Raw genomic sequence first — 17,204 nt, forward strand, 5'->3', positions numbered from 1 at the left:
AAACTGGAATTATGCAAAATAAAAATGATACTCTATTTCGCACCAGCCCGGACCAAAATCTCTTCGATTTCCTTGAAGCCTTTATTCTTAGCATGAATAAGCGGTGATACACCATCACGATCTGAAAGGTTTACGTCTGCTCCATGATCAATGAGTAATTTAATCGTCTCCTGCTGTCCTTTATTGCCATCGTTTAAAATGATCGCTTCCAACAGTGCTGTCCATCCCAATTGATTAACATAGTCCACATTCACTGAAGTTTGGGTCAGCAGTTCTCGTACCACATCCACGTATCCGTGCTCCGAAGCTGGAATAAGTGCAGTTCCTCCATATCGATTCGTTATCGCTGGGTCGGCTCCCGCTCCAATCGTCAGCTTCAAAATATCCAAGTATCCTTCAGCGCCAGCGTACAAAAACGGGCTATTCTTCATATCATCCTGTACATTAACATCTGCACCCGCTTCAATCAACATTGTGGCTGATGCCAGATCATTGTTGTATGTTGCAATCATAACAGCTGTTCTTCCACTCTGATCCTGAGCATTGATATTGGCGCCCTCTTGAATCCATGTTTCAATACTTTCGGTGTCTCTTCCCTCGGCTGCCTTCAACAACAGCTCATCCGGTGAAATCAATAACTTCTCCTCCACCTTCGAGTCGTTTCTCACTTCAGGCACGCAGCCTTGAACGACGAACATACTGCTTATTAGGATAATCATCATCAGCGACTTATTCATACTGCCTCCCTTACTACAGTGCCACTGTTACCGAAGAAGCGACACTCCAATCCCCAACTGGACTTATCGTATAGGTAGTGCCTGGGATTAACTTGCCATCATTAACAAGGTCGAATACGCCCGTGGCGCCTTTCCGACTTGAATATTTATATGTCGCTGTCAGAACGTCACCGTTAGGGGATGTTAATGTTACACTTCGACCGGAGAACAGTTCATCCCCAGGATCTTGTGCCAGCGTAACTTCAATTGAAGTTTCACTCACAGCTTGGGCACTTGCAATCTCCAGCGAATCAAACGATCTTGCGGTGAATGAAGCGTTATTGATGTTCGCCCAGTCAGAAGAAACCGTATATGTCACACCGGATTGCAATGTTTGTCCTTCGGGCAAACGGAACTTCGGTTCTTGTTTGCCATCTGTCGATTGCGTGAACGGAACATATTTGGCAACGATTGGCTCGCCGCCTTCTGGCGTAATCACGACTTGTCTTGCCTGCATGGAGGAGATAATTTGATACGTTTTGCCTCCTGCTTGTTCTTGGTCATTCAACACAAACGCATTAGCCCCTCGACCACCACTGTATGCTGAAATGATATAGCCGTAATCCACTACACCGTTCTCTTGCAGTGCTTCAATCTCGAACGTATCATTCGTTATTTGACTAGCCGTCGTCATGTTTAATTTCGTGCCACTGCCTTCAAAGGAACCAGCATCTTGGCCTTTATAAGTGAGACTGTATACTTCATCTGCATGTTGAACAGACGTTGGAACGATGTAGGTCGCGATGGACCCTGTTTTCAGACGAGGCATGTTGGTCAATGTCAACCCACCACTGAGCGCAAAATCGGTTTGTGCCTTAGCAAATACTTCATCCGCTGCTGTCAGAGGCTTGTCGAACGTCACAATTAACGTAATGGCATTGAGCGATCTAACGCTCTGGATTTGAGCCTGCTCCGAAGGAATAGCCTGGTGGGCCGTTTGCAACAGTACCGCTGCTTCCCCGCGTGTGGTCGAACCGTTCTCGGAATAGAACGTGCTCATCCAATGGTGAACGGATTTCACGTCACGCTGCATCGCTTTGGATACGACCTGTTCGAGTTCTGCATCCGTCACTTGACTGTGTGGATTGAATTGTCCGTTATTCGCCTGCATGATGCCAAGTTCAACGAGGTTTGATGCATACGGTGCATACCACGCGTCAGGATTAACGTCCGTTAATTCAACGCTTTCTCCTTTCTTCTCCTCCAGATTAAACGTTTTGAATACCAGTGATGCTATTTCCGCGCGGGTAATAGCTCTATGCTCACCCATGGATTGATCGGCATAACCGTTCATGATCCCCAAGCTGTTCAGTTCCTTGATGGCGACCTCAATCTGCTGATTGGTAAGCTGTGTCGCTGTAGCTGCAACGTTAGTAACGTATGTAGCTGCATGTGCTTGATTGGTAGTTAGCGGGAATACTGCTGTGCCTAATGCAGTTATCGTTAAAAATGTAGCCATTTTTCGGGTTATAGGATTCATATTTGAATTCCTCCTCTATAGGTTGAAGTTGCCTGTATCTATAGAATAGAGGACAAAAAGAAACTCCCAAGGACAAAAATATTAACAAACTATAAACTGAATCTAATTTTTCTCGAAACTTATACGGTGAACCGGTAGCCCGCACCCCAGACGGTCTCAATATATTCCGGATTTTTGGGATCTGCCTCCAGCTTCCCACGCAGTTTACGAATATGGACGGTAACCGTCGCAATATCTCCGCTGGAATCCATGCTCCAGATCCGCTCGAACAGATCGGATTTGCTGAATACACGGTTCGGATGACTCGCAAGAAATACGAGTAGATCGAATTCCTTGGTTGTGATTGCTACCTCTTCGCCATTAGCAAAAACGCGGCGCGCTCCCTTGTCGATATGAAGCCCACGAATGTGGATTTCATCTTGTACGACTGGTTTGTTTTTGCCAAGCAATCTCTCATATCGGGTCAAATGAGCCTTCGCTCTTGCAACCAACTCACTTGGACTAAATGGTTTTGTAATAAAATCATCAACACCCAAATTGAACGTTCTAATCTTATCGATCTCCTCCTTCTTCGCGGAGACGACAAGGATCGGCACCTCTTTCACCTCACGAATGCGCCTGCAACATTCGAAGCCATCCAGGCCAGGAAGCATCAGATCAACAATAATTAGATTGTAACTCCCCTCCAGAGCCAACTTAAGCCCTTCATCTCCGTTATGGCAGAGCTCTACAGAAAACCCGTTGAGTTCGAAATAGTCCCGTTCCAATTCCGCAATCGTTGTTTCGTCCTCAATAATCAAAATGTTTGTCATTACCGATAAGCTCCTCCTCTTCATTCAACCGTTTTAGTTTGATATAAATGACCGTGCCGTCATTGGGTTTGCTTTTCGCCCAGATAAAGCCTCCGTGTCCATCAATGATTTGGCGGGCAATCGCCAGCCCCAATCCACTTCCGCCTGTTGACGAATTGCGAGATTGCTCTGCCCGATAAAAACGTTCAAATATATAAGGCAGCGCCTCTTCCGGTATTCCTCTGCCATTATCCTTAAAGGATATCGTAGTCCATTCGTCATCTGCTTGAAGTGTAATCCCGAATCGTTTTTGTTCATTCTCCATATATTTGAGGGCATTATCCACTACATTGACAACGGTGCGTTTTAATTTATCCAGATCTACAGACGCCATGACTGGTCCAGATGCCCGATTCTCCCGATCCAAAGCCACCCCTTTGTCCTCCAGATCGTATCTGAGTTCTTCAATGCTGTCTTCCAGGAAATCGACAAGGTCTACCACTTTAAACAGGAAAGGTTCCTGATTCAAGTCGAGCTTTGAATACAGAAACAGTTCATCCACCAGCTTATCCATGCTAACTGCTTTGGAGTGAATAATATTGACGTATGATTCCATTTTTTCCGGAGTGTTGGCCACTCCATCACGAATCCCCTCAATATAACCTTTAATATTGGTGATTGGTGTGCGAAGGTCATGCGAAATATTGGAGATGAGCTCTCTGCGATTCGCCTCGTCCTGCTGTCGCAACTCATTGGAGCGCTGCAATTGATTCCGCATGCTCTCAAACGCTTCGCTAAGCTGTCCAACCTCATCATTGGAGTTAAGCTGAAGCTTGAAGGACAGATTCCCATCTTTAATATGTTCGGCTGAGCTCCGCAGTTGATTCAATGGCTTAATGAAGCTGCGAGTGATCCAGCGGAATAAGAGCAGGTTCGCGATGATGAGAACGCCGATGAGCAGAAGAGACATCACAGGTAGCAGCTTGCGAGTAAGCTCTGCAAATGGGCTTCTCTCACGAATAACGAAGATACTTCCTCTTTCTCCATCTGAATATTGAAAATCAAATTTCGCATATGCATAGAATCGCTCACTAATGTTAAAGGTGCTGCGAATTTGATAATTGTTGAGATCATAGGCAGGCAGTGCTTGCTTCAGTTCTGGCTGGTTGAAGGTCAGCGATTCGAAAATCTGGCTATTCTCCCGTCTGACGTATAGCCCAGACTTCTCGGCTCGAAGCTTCATGTCGTACTCGCGCAGCAAAACCTTGTTCTGCAGCTCGTCCGGATCATTTTTGGCCAGAAACTTCATCTCTTGAAAGATCGTTTCTCCCTGTTCCGTGAGTGGATTCACCTGATAATGTACTTTGTAAATATCGCGAAAACCCTGCAGATCGCCTGTTGCAGCAATCGTATACAGACTAGCTGTAAGCAGGATGAACAGCAGACTTATGACGAGCATACCCGTAAAGGACAGCAACATTTTTATTCGAATGGACATGGTATCCCCTTCTTAATCATGCTATTGGGTTAGTTAGTGCACATGTTAACACAAGATTGATCCAAATGCCCATAGGAGTATTCCATATCAACAGTGCTGCCTGAACAGAAGAAAAACCCAAGGTCGTAAAAAAAATGACCTGGGTTTCTCAACAATCAGAGGAGGAATACACCTCCCTAGTTATTTACTTATGCGAATCATTCGGAAAGAACTGTGTGTGAGTCCTTTGCATTATACCTATGTTCAACTTTGTTTTAAGGTAAAATGGCAAACGAGCGTACTGGAAAGCCGGACGCCTTTTCGGCCTTAGGTACGATATTGAAGATCACCGCACCTTTGGCTGGTACCTGATCCAGATTCGTTAACAGCTCTACCTGATATGTATCCTGAGCAAGTACATAATACTCTGCCAGAAGTGCTCCGTTCTTTTGATAGTCTACAGCTGAATCGGTGTCGAAGGTCTCATGGCCGATCGCCTGTATTTTTCTTTCCTCGAATAAAAACATTAGCGCACTGACTGACCATCCGGGTGCATGACTGTTTCCCTCTGCATCCTTGTTGTCGAATGCTTCATGACTGGGCCAGCGTTGCTCCAATCAGTACGTAGTGCTACAAAGCTGCCAGCTTCAATAACGCCATGCTCTTTTTCAAACTCAAGAATATGATCGACATCCAGCGTGAAATCCGGATTGCTCTCTACAGCCACAGATTGATCAATGACCACCAGCGGTAGCACAAGTTCCTTCAACCCCAATTCATCGAGATAACGGGTATCACGCACAAAATGGATCGGTGCATCGAGATGCGTACCATATTGACCGGGAAACCTGAAACTTTGGGCAAAGAAACCTTGATCGTGATTAAACAACGTATCGAATTGTGCTGCATCAAAAGCTGAGAAATGTGGAGATTCCGGCCCAAACGTATGGGTCAGATCCACCCACTTCTTTTCTTTTAATAATTGAATCGCTTGAATGAGCTCATTGGAGATCCGAATCACCTCATACATAGAATGGAATAAATTGTTACTATTATATCTTATTCCACTCCATGCGAAAATATCGAAATGTCAGCTATTTGATAGAATTCATTAACTCGAAGAAGTATTTTGGTTCATGAGTCTGATATAGATTGAACCATGAATCTAAAGTCTCCGGTGTAAATACATCTAGCACCTTCAATACATGCATCGCAAACTCCAACGGAGCTATGCCCGATGCTGTAACTAAATTATCATCCGTTACGGCCGATACCATTTCATAGTATTTCTCTCCAATATAATGAGGACAAATCATTTTCAAATATTCCAGATCGTTGCTTGTATGCCTTCTGGAGTCTAGCAATCCCATCCTCGCAAGTCCAACGGTTGCACCACATATTGCCGCAACAACATGACCTTTTTCCAAAGATGTTGAAGCTTTTTTCAATATGGGCTCATGAATGGATTCCATCCAAGTATTTCCCCCTGGAAGAATCAACACATCCTTACTTTCCAACATACAATCATCAACAGAAATGCGAGGTAGTATTTCCAATCCCCCCATGGTAGTTACCGGACTTTTATCAACGCCAACAGCAACCACCTCTATCGCCGCCAGCCCTTTCTTAAAATACCTTCCCGAGTTTAGTTCAGCAATTAAATAACCTACCTCCCAGTCTGACATCGTATCAAATACATAAAGATATGCTTTTTTTGTATGCATAGTGCACTTCCCTTCTAGTGGATACCCCTAGTATAAAAAAACTTCACTGACATCTTCCGTCAGTAAAGTTTTTAAATTTGATAATAATCAATTAGCTCATATCGTGGGTTTAATGACTGGAACAGATTTGCCGTATGGTAAAAGGTAAATAGGCTACATAAGAATAAATTGCTTCTTTTAGCAGAAATATCACTTTCATCGAAGTCTCTTATGCTATATAAGAGACCCCTTTTAGAGGATCATGTTCTGAGAGTTACATTTGAAAATGAACATCAACAAATCGGAGCCTCAACTAAAGAAATCATTCCGCCTACATCCCGGCTCAGAGTTAAATTTTTCGTTTACCGTTATTCGAAAAAAGGCTACCACTAGGGTAGCCTACTCTCATATCTTCATTTTCGAGTATTCACTTTTAGTCATACCATAGAGATACTCATCGTAATGCTGTCCATTAGTGAATAACATATCTCTGAGTTTCCCTTCTTGGACAAATCCAAGACGCTCATGAAGTTCTAATGAACCTTCATTAAAAGCATAAACATGTGCGGTAACTTTCTGATAGCGTAATTCCTCAAAGTAATATCGCAACAATATCTTTATAGCTTCTGAAGCATAACCATTGCGCCAGAATTCTCTAAAGATAGCAACACCGTACGTAAAAGTTCCATTGCGGGTATCACAGTTATTCGAACTTATACTTCCCACTAATACTCCATCTAAAGTCTCGACCGCGAGCATAATTTTATCCCCATCAGGACCACGGGATGCCTGGTGTTCAGCCCAAGCTTTTGTACCATCTTCCGATCTTGGGAAATTTATTACATCGCAAAGTCTAGCACAGTCAGAATCAGAATCATTATTGTGGAACTTATCCCAATCAGTTGGGAGAATTGCACGTAATCTAACTTTATGACCTGTCCAAATATTATTTTTCATTATAGATCCTCCTAAGGTTTATTTACTCCTACCTCACTCATATCTGAATTAAGGCGGAGATCTGGCCTTAGGATCTAAGTCTTCATAGACTACATCGTTCTCATTCCTTTCAACACTTAAATCAAGTATATACCGTAATATTCCATTCTTTCAAATTATATTATTCGGTGCTCTTTTTCCGCATAAAAAATACACCTCCTAAAATATCACCGGCTCCCCATAAGGTTATGTCCAATGTCAATTTTAGGAGGTGTACGCAAACAAAAATCTAATTTAAAGAACTAACGTTAATCCTCACCTATTCTACTCGAATGACCAGTTTCCCGCGTGTATGATGGGTTTCGCTTTTTTCGTGCGCTTCACGCAGCCCTTGTTCACTCAAGGGGTATGTCTCATCAATGATAGGTCTCAGCTTGCCCTCAGCAGCGAGCTCAGCCAACTGATCGAGTTGGTCCCCTTTGGGTTCCATCATGAACACGTTGGCCGCTACACCTGCTTCCTTAGCCAGCGTTTCATCCGGCTGTTCCACAAGCGATACCAGATGTCCACCGGCCTTCAATACCTTGAAGCTATCACGCTGAATGTCGCCACCCATCGTGTCCAGCACGACATCATACCCGGAGAGAATCTCCGAGAAGTCTTCTTTTTTATAATTGATAAAATGGTCCACTCCCAGCGAACGAAGCAATTCCTCATTCGATTCACTCGCCGTGGAAGCCACTTCAGCGCCAAGATATTTGGCAATCTGAATAGCAAAGGTTCCTACACCACCTGCTCCGGCGTGAATGAGAACCTTCTGCCCTTTGGCAAGCCGTCCATGGTCAACAAGTGCCTGCCAGGCCGTCATGGCGGCTAGAGGTATGGCAGCTGCTTCCTCAAAGCTCAGATTTTCCGGGATACGGGCAATGATGTCCGCATCCACGGCCACATATTCTGCATAGGTCCCGAAATGACGAGGACGGGCAAATACGCGATCTCCCGCTCTGAACCTTGCCACATTCGAACCCGCTTCAGTCACCGTACCGGCAACATCCCCGCCCAATATTAGTGGGAAAGAATCCGCTGCCTCTTTCATATGGCCTTGTCTGACTTTAAAATCCACCGGGTTCACAGAAGTAGCATGAATGCGGATTAGCACCTGATTCACTCCACATGCCGGCTTGGGCATTTCCTTTTCCTTCAATTGTTCTGCTCCGCCGAACTTTTCAATCACAATTGCTTTCATTAGAGATCCCAGCCTTTCCATAGCATTATCGTTATACTCTCCTTCTTCATTACCCTTCCCGGACGTTCATTTGACCTATATTCATGAATTCGCAGCAGGTTTGGGTTCACAAGCCCGATTAGGAATCGTGATATAATGTAGAACAGTTGAACCTAAATAACTGAACAAGCGAGGTAGAAATGTGGAAATTGAAGTAAGTACGTTACATGCATTTTCGGATAAGCCTTTAGGCGGAAATCCCGCAGGAGTTGTTTTACAAGCAGGACACTTGTCCGACTCCCAGATGCAGGAGATTGCCAGACAAGTTGGATTCTCAGAGACCGCGTTTGTTATGCCATCGGACCAGGCTGATTTCAAAGTTCGTTACTTCACCCCTAGTGATGAAGTTGATCTATGCGGACATGCAACGATTGCCTTATTTTATTTAATGAAAGCACAGCATATCGTTGATGTAGGTGTATACACGCTGGAGACGTTAGCCGGAATACTTGAAGTAGTTGTCCAGAATAATGGTGAAGTCTATCTGTCTCAGACGCTTCCGGAGTTTGGAGAGATCGTTGACCGACAAGACATTGCAGATTCTCTGGGTATTTCTACACATGATTTACACGCTGAATTACCTGTACAGATCGTATCTACCGGATTGCGCGATATCTTGATTGCGGTTAACCATGTTGATGTTCTGTCAAAAATCATTCCTGATTTTAAGCTTATCGCTGAAATTAGCAAAGCTAACCATGTCGTAGGTTATCACGTATTTGCACTCGAACCAGATAAAGAGAGCACTCTGGCAGAATGCCGGAACTTTGCTCCCCTTTACGATATCCCGGAAGAGAGCGCAACTGGTACATCTAACGGTGCTTTACTCTGTTATTTACATAAAAACAACCAAATTTCATATCCCCACGATACAACCTATACGATTAGACAAGGATACACCATGAACCGCCCCTCGGAGATTCGTGCCAGATTAACGCTGGGCATTTCCAATGAAATCACAAAGATTCAAGTGGGCGGGGTCGCGGTTCATATAGAGAACATTCGAATCCAACTTTCATGAATGTTGCGCTTCAATTTGATGTAAAAATCGTAACACGGCTTCTTCCAATTGTTTCAGCCCTGGCTGTTCTATAGGGAAGTGGCCCGCTCCTTCCAACACTACGCATTCCTTTTCCACCTTCAATCGATCAAAAAAAGATTGGCTGAACCGTAATGGTGTCATCGGGTCCAGTTCGGGGTGAACCAGCAATACAGGACATTGGTCAAACTGTTCCGGGTCTACCTCCGGCTTCTTATTCAGGAATGTTCTTAATAGTTCCAACGGGACACGTGTCGCTGCCGCCTGTGGATCATTCATAATAAGTCGAGTTAACTCCGAATTATTGGTAATCAGCTGCATACGCGATACTTGCTTCACAGAGATACGTATATGATCCAGTAAAGCCGGAAACCGATCCATCATACGTTTGCCCCATCGGCTCACCAGACGGTTTGGTGCAAGCTGGTCACGCATATCCGCATCACTCGTGTCCACAAATGTCGTTACGATCAAGCCTTGTACGTGCTCACTGCGTGCACTCGTGTGATAAGCCAGCATACCTCCGATGCTGCTTCCCAATGCCACGATCGGCTTGCCGTCTTTCCTAAATTCCCAATCAGCGAGTGAAACAAGCAGCTTGATCCATAGTTCATAATTGAGACGTGTCCCAGGCAACGGATAGCTCAGTCCATACGGTGGAAGATCTGGCGATACTACCTCATAGCCTCGGAGCTGCAACATTCGAGCATAAGGCGCGAGCAACCTGCCATTGCCTCCAGCTCCGTGAATGAACAGAATTTTGATCGGCGAATCGGGCGCGGTCAGACGATCGATGTGCAGATGAACCCCGTTTGATTCCCACCACTCCTCTTCAGGATTCGCATGGTCCCCTAGCCTGAATTGTTCCGGGAAAAAGGCTTGATACTGTTTCCAATAATGATGTGATGAATGATATGAAAGCAGATTATCCATGCTGTTCATTCTCCTCTTGTCATAGATCAGTCTCATTCAGATTGAATGAGACTGATCCTATATAGCCAAAAAAGGCCGTGCATTGCACGACCTTACATTAAGCCTACTCCATAAGTATACTTCTTTGTATAACAGCCTTCATACATCTGTCAATAAAGGGATGGTACATTCCCCGATACAATAAACGCCACACCAAGGAGAGATATACTCCAAGCAGTGTGGCGTTTACGGTTAAACAATGGATTAGATTCAATGCGTGTTTGCATCTGTGTATTAACCTACGCTGTAAAGACGTGGCAAACAGATGCACAATTCATCCCGTCTCTTTCCCCCTCATTCTTTTTCTCAAGCGAGCGTATTGACTGTAGATCCAAGGTGATTCTTTCGTCAGGATCGGACCAAGCACTGCCAGAATCAACACATATAACACGGCAAAAGACTGAATGGATGCCATCAGGCCTCCTGCCTTGCCGATGTTCGCCATAATGATAGAGAACTCTCCACGGGATACGAGCGTGAATCCCACATTGAGAGAAGCCTTGGGAGTCATCCCAGAGAGTCTGCCAGCGATCATGCCCGCACCATAGTTGCTGGCAATGGTCAGAATAACGGCAATCACGGTCATTCCAACGGCCCCGCCAAGGGTCGAGGGTTCAATAGTCAGGCCAAAGCTGAAAAAGAAGATGGCCCCAAAGAAATCTTTGAACGGCATAATCTGATGCTCAATTCGGCTGGCATGTCTGGATTCCCCCAGAACAAGCCCCATCATCAGAGCTCCAATCGCCTCGGCTACATGCAACGTTTCCGAGAAACCTGCCACCAAAAAGAGCAGCGTCATAACCGTAAGCAGAAATAACTCCGATGACTTGATGTTGAGTGCCTTATCAATATATTTGATGCATTTCCTGCCTATGATCAGAAATAGCACAATAAAGAGCAGCGCAGACAGGGATACGAGCAAGACGCTGAGGAATGATGTAGCCCCACTAAGTACAAGCCCCGTCAGAATCGATATATGGATGGCGATGAACAGATCATCAAACATGATCATGCCCATAATAATCTCCGTCTCCGGGTTCGCCGTGCGCTTCAGATCCACGAGTACTTTAGCCACAATAGCTGTGGAAGAACTCGTCATAATACCACAGACAACTAATGTTTCTTTGAGTGGCAGTTCCATGAACCATCCCAGCAGCAGACCGGAAGCAAAGTTAAGGCCAACGTAGAACATACCTCCGGTCAGAATGGCTTTGCCTGACTTCATCAGGCGGGAGACCGAAAATTCCAATCCCAGATAAAAGAGCAAAAACAGAATACCCAGCCTGCCCATAAATTCAATAAATTCCGAGCTTTCGATAAAACGCAAATCTACAATGCCGATCTGTAGTGCATGCGGTCCAACAGCCATACCAATCAGAATATAGAAAGGAATGACCGAAAATCGTAATCTTGCAGATATTAGCCCCGTAAGTGTAATCAGCGCAACGGCAATTCCCACTTCGAATATGAGCATATCCATAGGCTAGAGCCGTCCATTGGATAACAACTGTTTTAACAGTTTGATCTGATCCCGTTCACCAGCGACAACAACCGTAGCCCCCGCGGTAAAGATATAGTCCGGACCCGGATTAAACTGCTTCGTCCTGTTCTTCTCCACCACAGCCAGAATAACTGCTCCTGTTGCCTGGCGAATATTCAGTTCTCCGATCGTTCTTCCTATGCTCTCTGAATGCGGCTCAATACGGAGCCACTCAATTAACAGTCCCTCCAGCATAACTTCACGCTCATCCTGAAAGGTTGGTTTGTACGTCATGCCACCGACAATAGCCGCAACCGCACGTGCCTCATCATCATCCAGTGTGACCAGTGACACCATATCTCCCAGTTCTTCAGGTGAATCGCCTGATTCCATGTGAAACAGGTCACGTCGCTCATCATTATGGATGACAATGACCAGATGCTCACCGCTTCGTGTGTGCAGCCAATACTTGCGTCCAATTCCTGGCAAATCCGTCTCTTTAAAGTGCATGATCTGCACCCCCAGTGGACATCCGATTCAAGGACTCATTGTTTAACGTAATATCCGTAATGCGTACTCGCATGGAGCCAGCCGGTATATTAATCGACCTCACTTCTCCCTTGAGCCCAAGCAATAATTGCCGCCCCACAGGGGAGAGGAAGGAAATATGCCCCGCATCCGGGTCCGCGTCATCCGGCATAACAATGGTGAATGAATCAGATGTATGGAAGTCAACGTACTCAAAACGGATCAAACTACCGATAAGTACCACAGATTCCAGAGCTTCATCCGAACCAAGGAGCAGCTTCTCCACACCCGTCGTATAGTTTGCGAGCAGCCGTTCCATCTGCGAACGTTCCGGATCACGCACGTCAAAATAGGCGTCGAGAAATGTTCTTTTCTCTTCACCGAATATAATGAGCTGGTTCACCAGCATTTCTCTGCAATTTTGAAAGGAGGTCCTATGGTTCATAATAAATCTCACCTCCTATACAAGCCCTGTTCTCCATGTTGATTCGCATGTTTTTCTTCATCATGTTGTTCTCCTCCTTCATATAGATAAAAAAACCACGGATACCGCGGCCTTACTACCATCTTACCAAAACAAATTTTTTAATCCAGCTATTCTGTTAACTTTGCGTTGTATAATGATAAAAAGGGCGTCAATCCGGCTTCCAAACTTAACCTTTACATCATATGACAGATCCATAGAAGATTTTAATAACGTCATAAAAAACATTTTATGGGTTTTCATCTCGTATTTTTATTTTGTTTCCTGTATATTTAACTACAAACTTTTATGCAATTTATACAAATAGCCATCCCAAGACTTTAACACAATAAAGGAGTGCATTGAAAAAGTGTCGACTATAACTAAAGATTCAACTCAAGTAACTGCCGCAGAGTATGTTCATTCCGTTTACGAATCGGTTATCGCCAGAAATCCACAGGAAAGTGAATTCCATCAGGCTGTCAAAGAGATCCTGGACTCGCTTATTCCTGTCATTGCAGCTCACCCGAAATATCGGGAGAATGGCTTGCTTGAACAGCTTGTTGAGCCAGAACGTGTCATTACGTTCCGCGTGCCTTGGGTAGATGATCAAGGCAAGGTACAAGTAAACCGTGGATTCCGTGTTCAGTTCAACAGCGCAATTGGGCCTTACAAAGGTGGACTTCGTTTCCATCCTTCCGTTTATTCGGGAATCGTTAAATTCCTTGGGTTCGAACAAATTTTCAAAAATGCCCTGACTGGCCTGCCAATCGGCGGTGGTAAAGGTGGTTCCGACTTCGATCCAAAAGGAAAATCGGATCTGGAAGTCATGCGTTTCACTCAAAGCTTCATGACTGAGCTGTACAAATATATCGGTTCCGATGCGGACGTACCTGCCGGCGACATCGGTGTAGGTGCACGGGAAATCGGTTATATGTTCGGACAGTACAAACGCATCAGCGGTGGACATGAAGCTGGCGTACTCACAGGTAAAGGCTTGCTGTACGGAGGAAGTCTTGCACGTAAGGAAGCTACAGGATTCGGATGCGTGTACTTTGTGAAGGAGATGCTGGCATCCAAAGGACTGAGCTTCAAAGACAGCACGGTGGTTGTCTCCGGTTCGGGTAATGTATCCATCTATGCCATTCAGAAGGCTCAGGAGCTTGGAGCTCATGTTGTGGCGTGTAGTGACTCTGGTGGTTATATCTATGACGCTCAAGGAATCAATCTGGATACCGTAAAAAGATTAAAAGAGGTTGATCGTCTGCGGATCAGCGAATATGTCAAAGAGCATCCACATGCCGTGTATACCGAAGGCTGTGAAGGCATCTGGTCTATCCCTTGTGATATCGCGCTGCCTTGTGCAACGCAAAATGAAATCGACGAACAGGCTGCTGCATTGCTTGTGCAAGGCGGAGTTAAAGCGATCGGTGAAGGAGCGAATATGCCTTCCACTCTGGCTGCGATTGACGTTTTCCATAAAGAAGGCGTTCTGTTTGGACCAGCCAAAGCGGCTAATGCTGGCGGAGTTGCCGTGTCCGCACTTGAAATGTCGCAGAACAGCATGCGGTTGTCCTGGTCATTTGAAGAAGTGGACGCCAAGCTGCATGACATTATGTCTAACATCTACACTAGCTGTGTTCAGGCAGCGGATGAGTACGGCTGTGCAGGTAACCTGCTTGCCGGAGCGAACATCGCTGGCTTCCTGAAGGTTGCAGACGCCATGCTTGCGCAAGGCATCGTCTAATTGCATTACAGTTGCTAACTAAATAAATAAACCGCCTTCCATCACGGGAGGCGGTTATTTTACATTCCTAATGTCATTTATGGAGTTTAATCCGGTATCAGAATCGCCATATGATCCATATCGGAATTGATCAAAATCCAGTGTAATGGTAAAGTTGTACTGACCTTAAAATAGCATTCTTTTTAATAAAAGGAAGTGTACAAATGACTAACCAAGCATTCAGTAGCAATCAGGCTACTCTGCATTTAAGCGCAGACTGCGAGCAATGTTTTGGGCTATGCTGTGTCGCCTTGCCGTATGGCAAATCCTCAGACTTTGCTTTTGATAAATCCAGTGGCACCCCCTGTTCCAATCTCCGTACCGATAACCGTTGTGGCATCCATACACAGCTGCGACAGAAAGGGTTCAAGGGCTGCACAGTCTACGATTGTTTCGGGGCTGGTCAGAAACTATCACAGATTACATATGCGGGCAAGGATTGGCGTAATCATCCGGAATCAGCTGCTGAGATGTTCGATTGCTTGCCTGTCATGAAGCAGCTTCATGAAATGATGAGCTATATCAATGAAATGCTACAGCCGCCGGAAACATCATCCATCCATGCCGCGTTGAAGGACGTATATCGGGAAACGGAACGACTGACCGAACTGAAGCCATCTGCCATATTACGTCTCGATATTCCCGCACATCGGGCGGTGGTGAACGAACTGCTTGTACAGGCCAGCGAGATGGTGCGGGCAAAGGTCCCAACTTCGGATAAGGGTCCTTCCAAATCGAAGACCAAAAAGCGCACCGGAAGAGACTTTCTGGGTGCCAATCTAAAAGGAGCTGACCTTCGGGGAGCGAGCTTCAGAGGTGCATTAATGATAGCGGCTGATTTACGAAACGCAGATATGAGAAACACCGATCTAATCGGGGCCGACTTGCGGGATGCGAATCTGGGCGGAGCGGATCTGAGAGGCAGCATCTTTCTGACACAATCCCAGCTCAACTCGGCAAAAGGCAGTGCAGATACCAAGTTGCCGGATCATTTAAACATTCCCTCACACTGGCTGTAGGGAAGACTGTCCCCACATGAGTTACGAGTTTGAATGACTATGAACAGCTCATGGATAAGTACTAATTCGTTTGTACAACAAATAGCTCGTCCCTCTTTTTAGAAGGACGAGCTATTTGTGTTGTATCACATTTTAGATATAAATAATCAGGACTTACAACTGCGGTAATGAATTAACGGACTACAGCAAGTCGCGGCGAAGGTCCTCAGCCGATTTAGGAGACAGGTGACCGAGTGGGATATCAAATACCGTCTTAGCCCCTTTGTGTCCTTCCAGACTCAAACGTTGTGCGGCTCTTGCATAAGCCACCAGTACACTTGCGGTAAATTCAGGATTGCTGTCGAGCTTCAGACCAAATTCAATAATTTGTTTCTGGCCTGCGCCTGTAACTCCACTACGAATGACAAACCCACCGTGCGGCATGCCTTCATGTTCAGCCTTCAATTGCTCTTCAGTAATGAACGTCACGGTTGTATCGTAATCCGAGAAATAGTTCGGCATGGATACAATCGTTTCACGAATCTCGTCCTGATTTGCACCAGCTTCTGCAACTACATAGCATTGACGCAGATGCTTCTCACGTGTGGTCAATTCTGGGGTCTCCCCAGCACGAATGCTGTTGATTACTTCTTCAACAGGTACAGTGTATTGCACACCAGCCTTAACGCCAGGAACACGACGGATGGCATCGGAGTGACCTTGGCTTACTCCTTTGCCCCAGAACGTGTACTCTTTACCTTCTGGCAGGATCGATTGGGCAAGCAGTCGGTTCATTGAGAACAAGCCTGGGTCCCAACCTGTGGAAATGACGCTCACATGGCCACCTTGCTCTGCCGCAGCGTTAACTTCTTTATAGAATTCAGGGATTTTGGCATGTGTATCGAAGCTATCCACCGTATTGAACAATTTTGCAATTGCAGGTGTCTGCTCCGGAAGATCGGTTGCCGAACCTCCACACAGAATCATCACATCGATTTTGCCTATGTATTGCTCAGCAGCAGAGATGTGCTCGAAACGAACCTCCGTACCTTCTGCAACCATCTGCTCCGGGTTACGACGTGTAAATACAGCAACAAGCTCCATATCCGGGTTTTGAGTAATAGCTTTCTCTACACCTTTGCCCAGATTTCCGTAACCTACGATACCAACTTTGACCATGTTCAATCCTCTCCTGTCTTCATCTATAGTTGCCTACTTTATCTAGTATAATGATATAACATAACATGTAAATTGTCAGGTTTCCAGTTTGAAATAAAAATACCTTGCATGCAGAGCAGCAAGGACTGATATATTCCTTTTATTCTACTCACGTCCAACCGAATGGATAAAAGGTATGGCATCCACGGAAGAAGTAGCAAACAAGACGGAAACAGACAACACCGTTAGAGACAACAGACAACTTGCCAGGAGTAAGGAAAGGAATCTTGATGCGGTTCTGATCTTTTTCATCCATCCTACCTCCTCATCCT

17 protein-coding genes and 1 pseudogene are annotated in these 17,204 nt (G+C 45.4%); 3 read left to right on the forward strand and 15 right to left on the reverse strand.

The annotated features are described in order from the left end of the window. Positions 1-32: 32 nt before the first annotated feature. From AC3ITG_RS24140 to AC3ITG_RS24180, 9 genes and pseudogenes are all read right to left on the reverse strand, one after another. Positions 33-737, reverse strand: a complete 705-nt coding sequence (locus AC3ITG_RS24140) for an ankyrin repeat domain-containing protein (RefSeq protein WP_489251581.1) — start codon at positions 735-737, stop codon at positions 33-35. A 13-nt stretch (positions 738-750) separates the two neighbouring features. Further along, a complete protein-coding gene (locus tag AC3ITG_RS24145) occupies positions 751-2,256 on the reverse strand; it encodes an S-layer homology domain-containing protein (RefSeq protein ID WP_489251582.1) in 1,506 nt (501 codons plus the stop codon). A gap of 119 nt (positions 2,257-2,375) precedes the next feature. Continuing rightward, positions 2,376-3,068 (reverse strand): response regulator transcription factor, encoded by a 693-nt coding sequence (locus AC3ITG_RS24150; RefSeq protein ID WP_489251583.1) that lies wholly within the window; start codon positions 3,066-3,068, stop codon positions 2,376-2,378. Next, positions 3,046-4,545, reverse strand: a complete 1,500-nt coding sequence (locus tag AC3ITG_RS24155) for a sensor histidine kinase (RefSeq protein ID WP_489251584.1) — start codon at positions 4,543-4,545, stop codon at positions 3,046-3,048. Before AC3ITG_RS24155 ends, AC3ITG_RS24150 begins: the two co-directional genes overlap by 23 nt. A 254-nt stretch (positions 4,546-4,799) precedes the next feature. Beyond that, the gene (locus tag AC3ITG_RS24160) at positions 4,800-5,051 is read right to left on the reverse strand and encodes a hypothetical protein (RefSeq protein WP_489254567.1); all 252 of its coding nucleotides are present in this window, start codon (positions 5,049-5,051) and stop codon (positions 4,800-4,802) included. Positions 5,052-5,078: 27 nt separating this feature from the next. Beyond that, a pseudogene (locus AC3ITG_RS24165) lies at positions 5,079-5,554 on the reverse strand (cyclase family protein); the annotation flags it as partial. 64 nt (positions 5,555-5,618) lie between these two features. Next, positions 5,619-6,248: a type 1 glutamine amidotransferase family protein gene (locus tag AC3ITG_RS24170; protein ID WP_489251585.1), complete on the reverse strand. Its 630-nt coding sequence runs from the start codon at positions 6,246-6,248 to the stop codon at positions 5,619-5,621. A gap of 384 nt (positions 6,249-6,632) precedes the next feature. Further along, positions 6,633-7,184: a GNAT family N-acetyltransferase gene (locus AC3ITG_RS24175; protein ID WP_489251586.1), complete on the reverse strand. Its 552-nt coding sequence runs from the start codon at positions 7,182-7,184 to the stop codon at positions 6,633-6,635. A 298-nt stretch (positions 7,185-7,482) separates the two neighbouring features. Next, positions 7,483-8,409, reverse strand: coding sequence for an NADP-dependent oxidoreductase (locus tag AC3ITG_RS24180; protein WP_489251587.1), 927 nt, complete (start codon positions 8,407-8,409; stop codon positions 7,483-7,485). Between the two features lie 181 nt (positions 8,410-8,590). Here AC3ITG_RS24180 and AC3ITG_RS24185 point away from each other — a divergent pair, with 181 nt between their 5' ends. Beyond that, positions 8,591-9,469, forward strand: coding sequence for a PhzF family phenazine biosynthesis protein (locus AC3ITG_RS24185; protein WP_489251588.1), 879 nt, complete (start codon positions 8,591-8,593; stop codon positions 9,467-9,469). On the opposite strand, the gene AC3ITG_RS24190 is transcribed toward AC3ITG_RS24185, so the two are convergent. From AC3ITG_RS24190 to AC3ITG_RS24205, 4 genes are all read right to left on the reverse strand, one after another. After that, complete coding sequence (locus AC3ITG_RS24190) at positions 9,464-10,420, reverse strand: alpha/beta hydrolase (protein WP_489251589.1); 957 nt, start codon at positions 10,418-10,420, stop codon at positions 9,464-9,466. The genes AC3ITG_RS24185 and AC3ITG_RS24190 overlap by 6 nt on opposite strands. A gap of 313 nt (positions 10,421-10,733) precedes the next feature. After that, a complete protein-coding gene (locus AC3ITG_RS24195; protein ID WP_489251590.1) occupies positions 10,734-11,939 on the reverse strand; it encodes a cation:proton antiporter in 1,206 nt (401 codons plus the stop codon). A 3-nt stretch (positions 11,940-11,942) separates the two neighbouring features. Then, on the reverse strand, positions 11,943-12,449 hold the full coding sequence (locus AC3ITG_RS24200; protein ID WP_076287930.1) for a cation:proton antiporter regulatory subunit: 507 nt from the start codon (positions 12,447-12,449) through the stop codon (positions 11,943-11,945). Continuing rightward, positions 12,439-12,912, reverse strand: a complete 474-nt coding sequence (locus tag AC3ITG_RS24205; RefSeq protein WP_489251591.1) for a GreA/GreB family elongation factor — start codon at positions 12,910-12,912, stop codon at positions 12,439-12,441. Before AC3ITG_RS24205 ends, AC3ITG_RS24200 begins: the two co-directional genes overlap by 11 nt. A gap of 388 nt (positions 12,913-13,300) precedes the next feature. Here AC3ITG_RS24205 and gdhA point away from each other — a divergent pair, with 388 nt between their 5' ends. After that, the gene (gene gdhA / locus AC3ITG_RS24210; protein ID WP_113053599.1) at positions 13,301-14,677 is read left to right on the forward strand and encodes an NADP-specific glutamate dehydrogenase; all 1,377 of its coding nucleotides are present in this window, start codon (positions 13,301-13,303) and stop codon (positions 14,675-14,677) included. 203 nt (positions 14,678-14,880) lie between these two features. Continuing rightward, positions 14,881-15,735, forward strand: a complete 855-nt coding sequence (locus tag AC3ITG_RS24215) for a pentapeptide repeat-containing protein (RefSeq protein ID WP_489251592.1) — start codon at positions 14,881-14,883, stop codon at positions 15,733-15,735. Between the two features lie 180 nt (positions 15,736-15,915). On the opposite strand, the gene AC3ITG_RS24220 is transcribed toward AC3ITG_RS24215, so the two are convergent. Then, positions 15,916-16,893: a diaminopimelate dehydrogenase gene (locus AC3ITG_RS24220; RefSeq protein ID WP_371121655.1), complete on the reverse strand. Its 978-nt coding sequence runs from the start codon at positions 16,891-16,893 to the stop codon at positions 15,916-15,918. A gap of 144 nt (positions 16,894-17,037) precedes the next feature. Beyond that, positions 17,038-17,184, reverse strand: a complete 147-nt coding sequence (locus tag AC3ITG_RS24225; protein ID WP_163761370.1) for a hypothetical protein — start codon at positions 17,182-17,184, stop codon at positions 17,038-17,040. Between the last annotated feature and the right edge of the window lie 20 nt (positions 17,185-17,204).

Source organism: Paenibacillus sp. GL_099_B, assembly GCF_057835695.1.

What these genes read in the sequence shown, in the direction of transcription:
- AC3ITG_RS24175 (WP_489251586.1), bottom strand. Translation starts at nt 7,184, where the DNA reads ATGAAAAATAATATTTGGACAGGTCATAAAGTTAGATTACGTGCAATT.
- AC3ITG_RS24200 (WP_076287930.1), bottom strand. Translation starts at nt 12,449, where the DNA reads ATGCACTTTAAAGAGACGGATTTGCCAGGAATTGGACGCAAGTATTGG.
- AC3ITG_RS24155 (WP_489251584.1), bottom strand. Translation starts at nt 4,545, where the DNA reads ATGTCCATTCGAATAAAAATGTTGCTGTCCTTTACGGGTATGCTCGTC.
- AC3ITG_RS24140 (WP_489251581.1), bottom strand. Translation starts at nt 737, where the DNA reads ATGAATAAGTCGCTGATGATGATTATCCTAATAAGCAGTATGTTCGTC.
- AC3ITG_RS24215 (WP_489251592.1), top strand. Translation starts at nt 14,881, where the DNA reads ATGACTAACCAAGCATTCAGTAGCAATCAGGCTACTCTGCATTTAAGC.
- AC3ITG_RS24170 (WP_489251585.1), bottom strand. Translation starts at nt 6,248, where the DNA reads ATGCATACAAAAAAAGCATATCTTTATGTATTTGATACGATGTCAGAC.
- AC3ITG_RS24160 (WP_489254567.1), bottom strand. Translation starts at nt 5,051, where the DNA reads ATGTTTTTATTCGAGGAAAGAAAAATACAGGCGATCGGCCATGAGACC.
- AC3ITG_RS24205 (WP_489251591.1), bottom strand. Translation starts at nt 12,912, where the DNA reads ATGAACCATAGGACCTCCTTTCAAAATTGCAGAGAAATGCTGGTGAAC.
- AC3ITG_RS24220 (WP_371121655.1), bottom strand. Translation starts at nt 16,893, where the DNA reads ATGGTCAAAGTTGGTATCGTAGGTTACGGAAATCTGGGCAAAGGTGTA.
- AC3ITG_RS24180 (WP_489251587.1), bottom strand. Translation starts at nt 8,409, where the DNA reads ATGAAAGCAATTGTGATTGAAAAGTTCGGCGGAGCAGAACAATTGAAG.
- AC3ITG_RS24195 (WP_489251590.1), bottom strand. Translation starts at nt 11,939, where the DNA reads ATGGATATGCTCATATTCGAAGTGGGAATTGCCGTTGCGCTGATTACA.
- AC3ITG_RS24190 (WP_489251589.1), bottom strand. Translation starts at nt 10,420, where the DNA reads ATGGATAATCTGCTTTCATATCATTCATCACATCATTATTGGAAACAG.
- AC3ITG_RS24145 (WP_489251582.1), bottom strand. Translation starts at nt 2,256, where the DNA reads ATGAATCCTATAACCCGAAAAATGGCTACATTTTTAACGATAACTGCA.
- AC3ITG_RS24225 (WP_163761370.1), bottom strand. Translation starts at nt 17,184, where the DNA reads ATGAAAAAGATCAGAACCGCATCAAGATTCCTTTCCTTACTCCTGGCA.
- AC3ITG_RS24150 (WP_489251583.1), bottom strand. Translation starts at nt 3,068, where the DNA reads ATGACAAACATTTTGATTATTGAGGACGAAACAACGATTGCGGAATTG.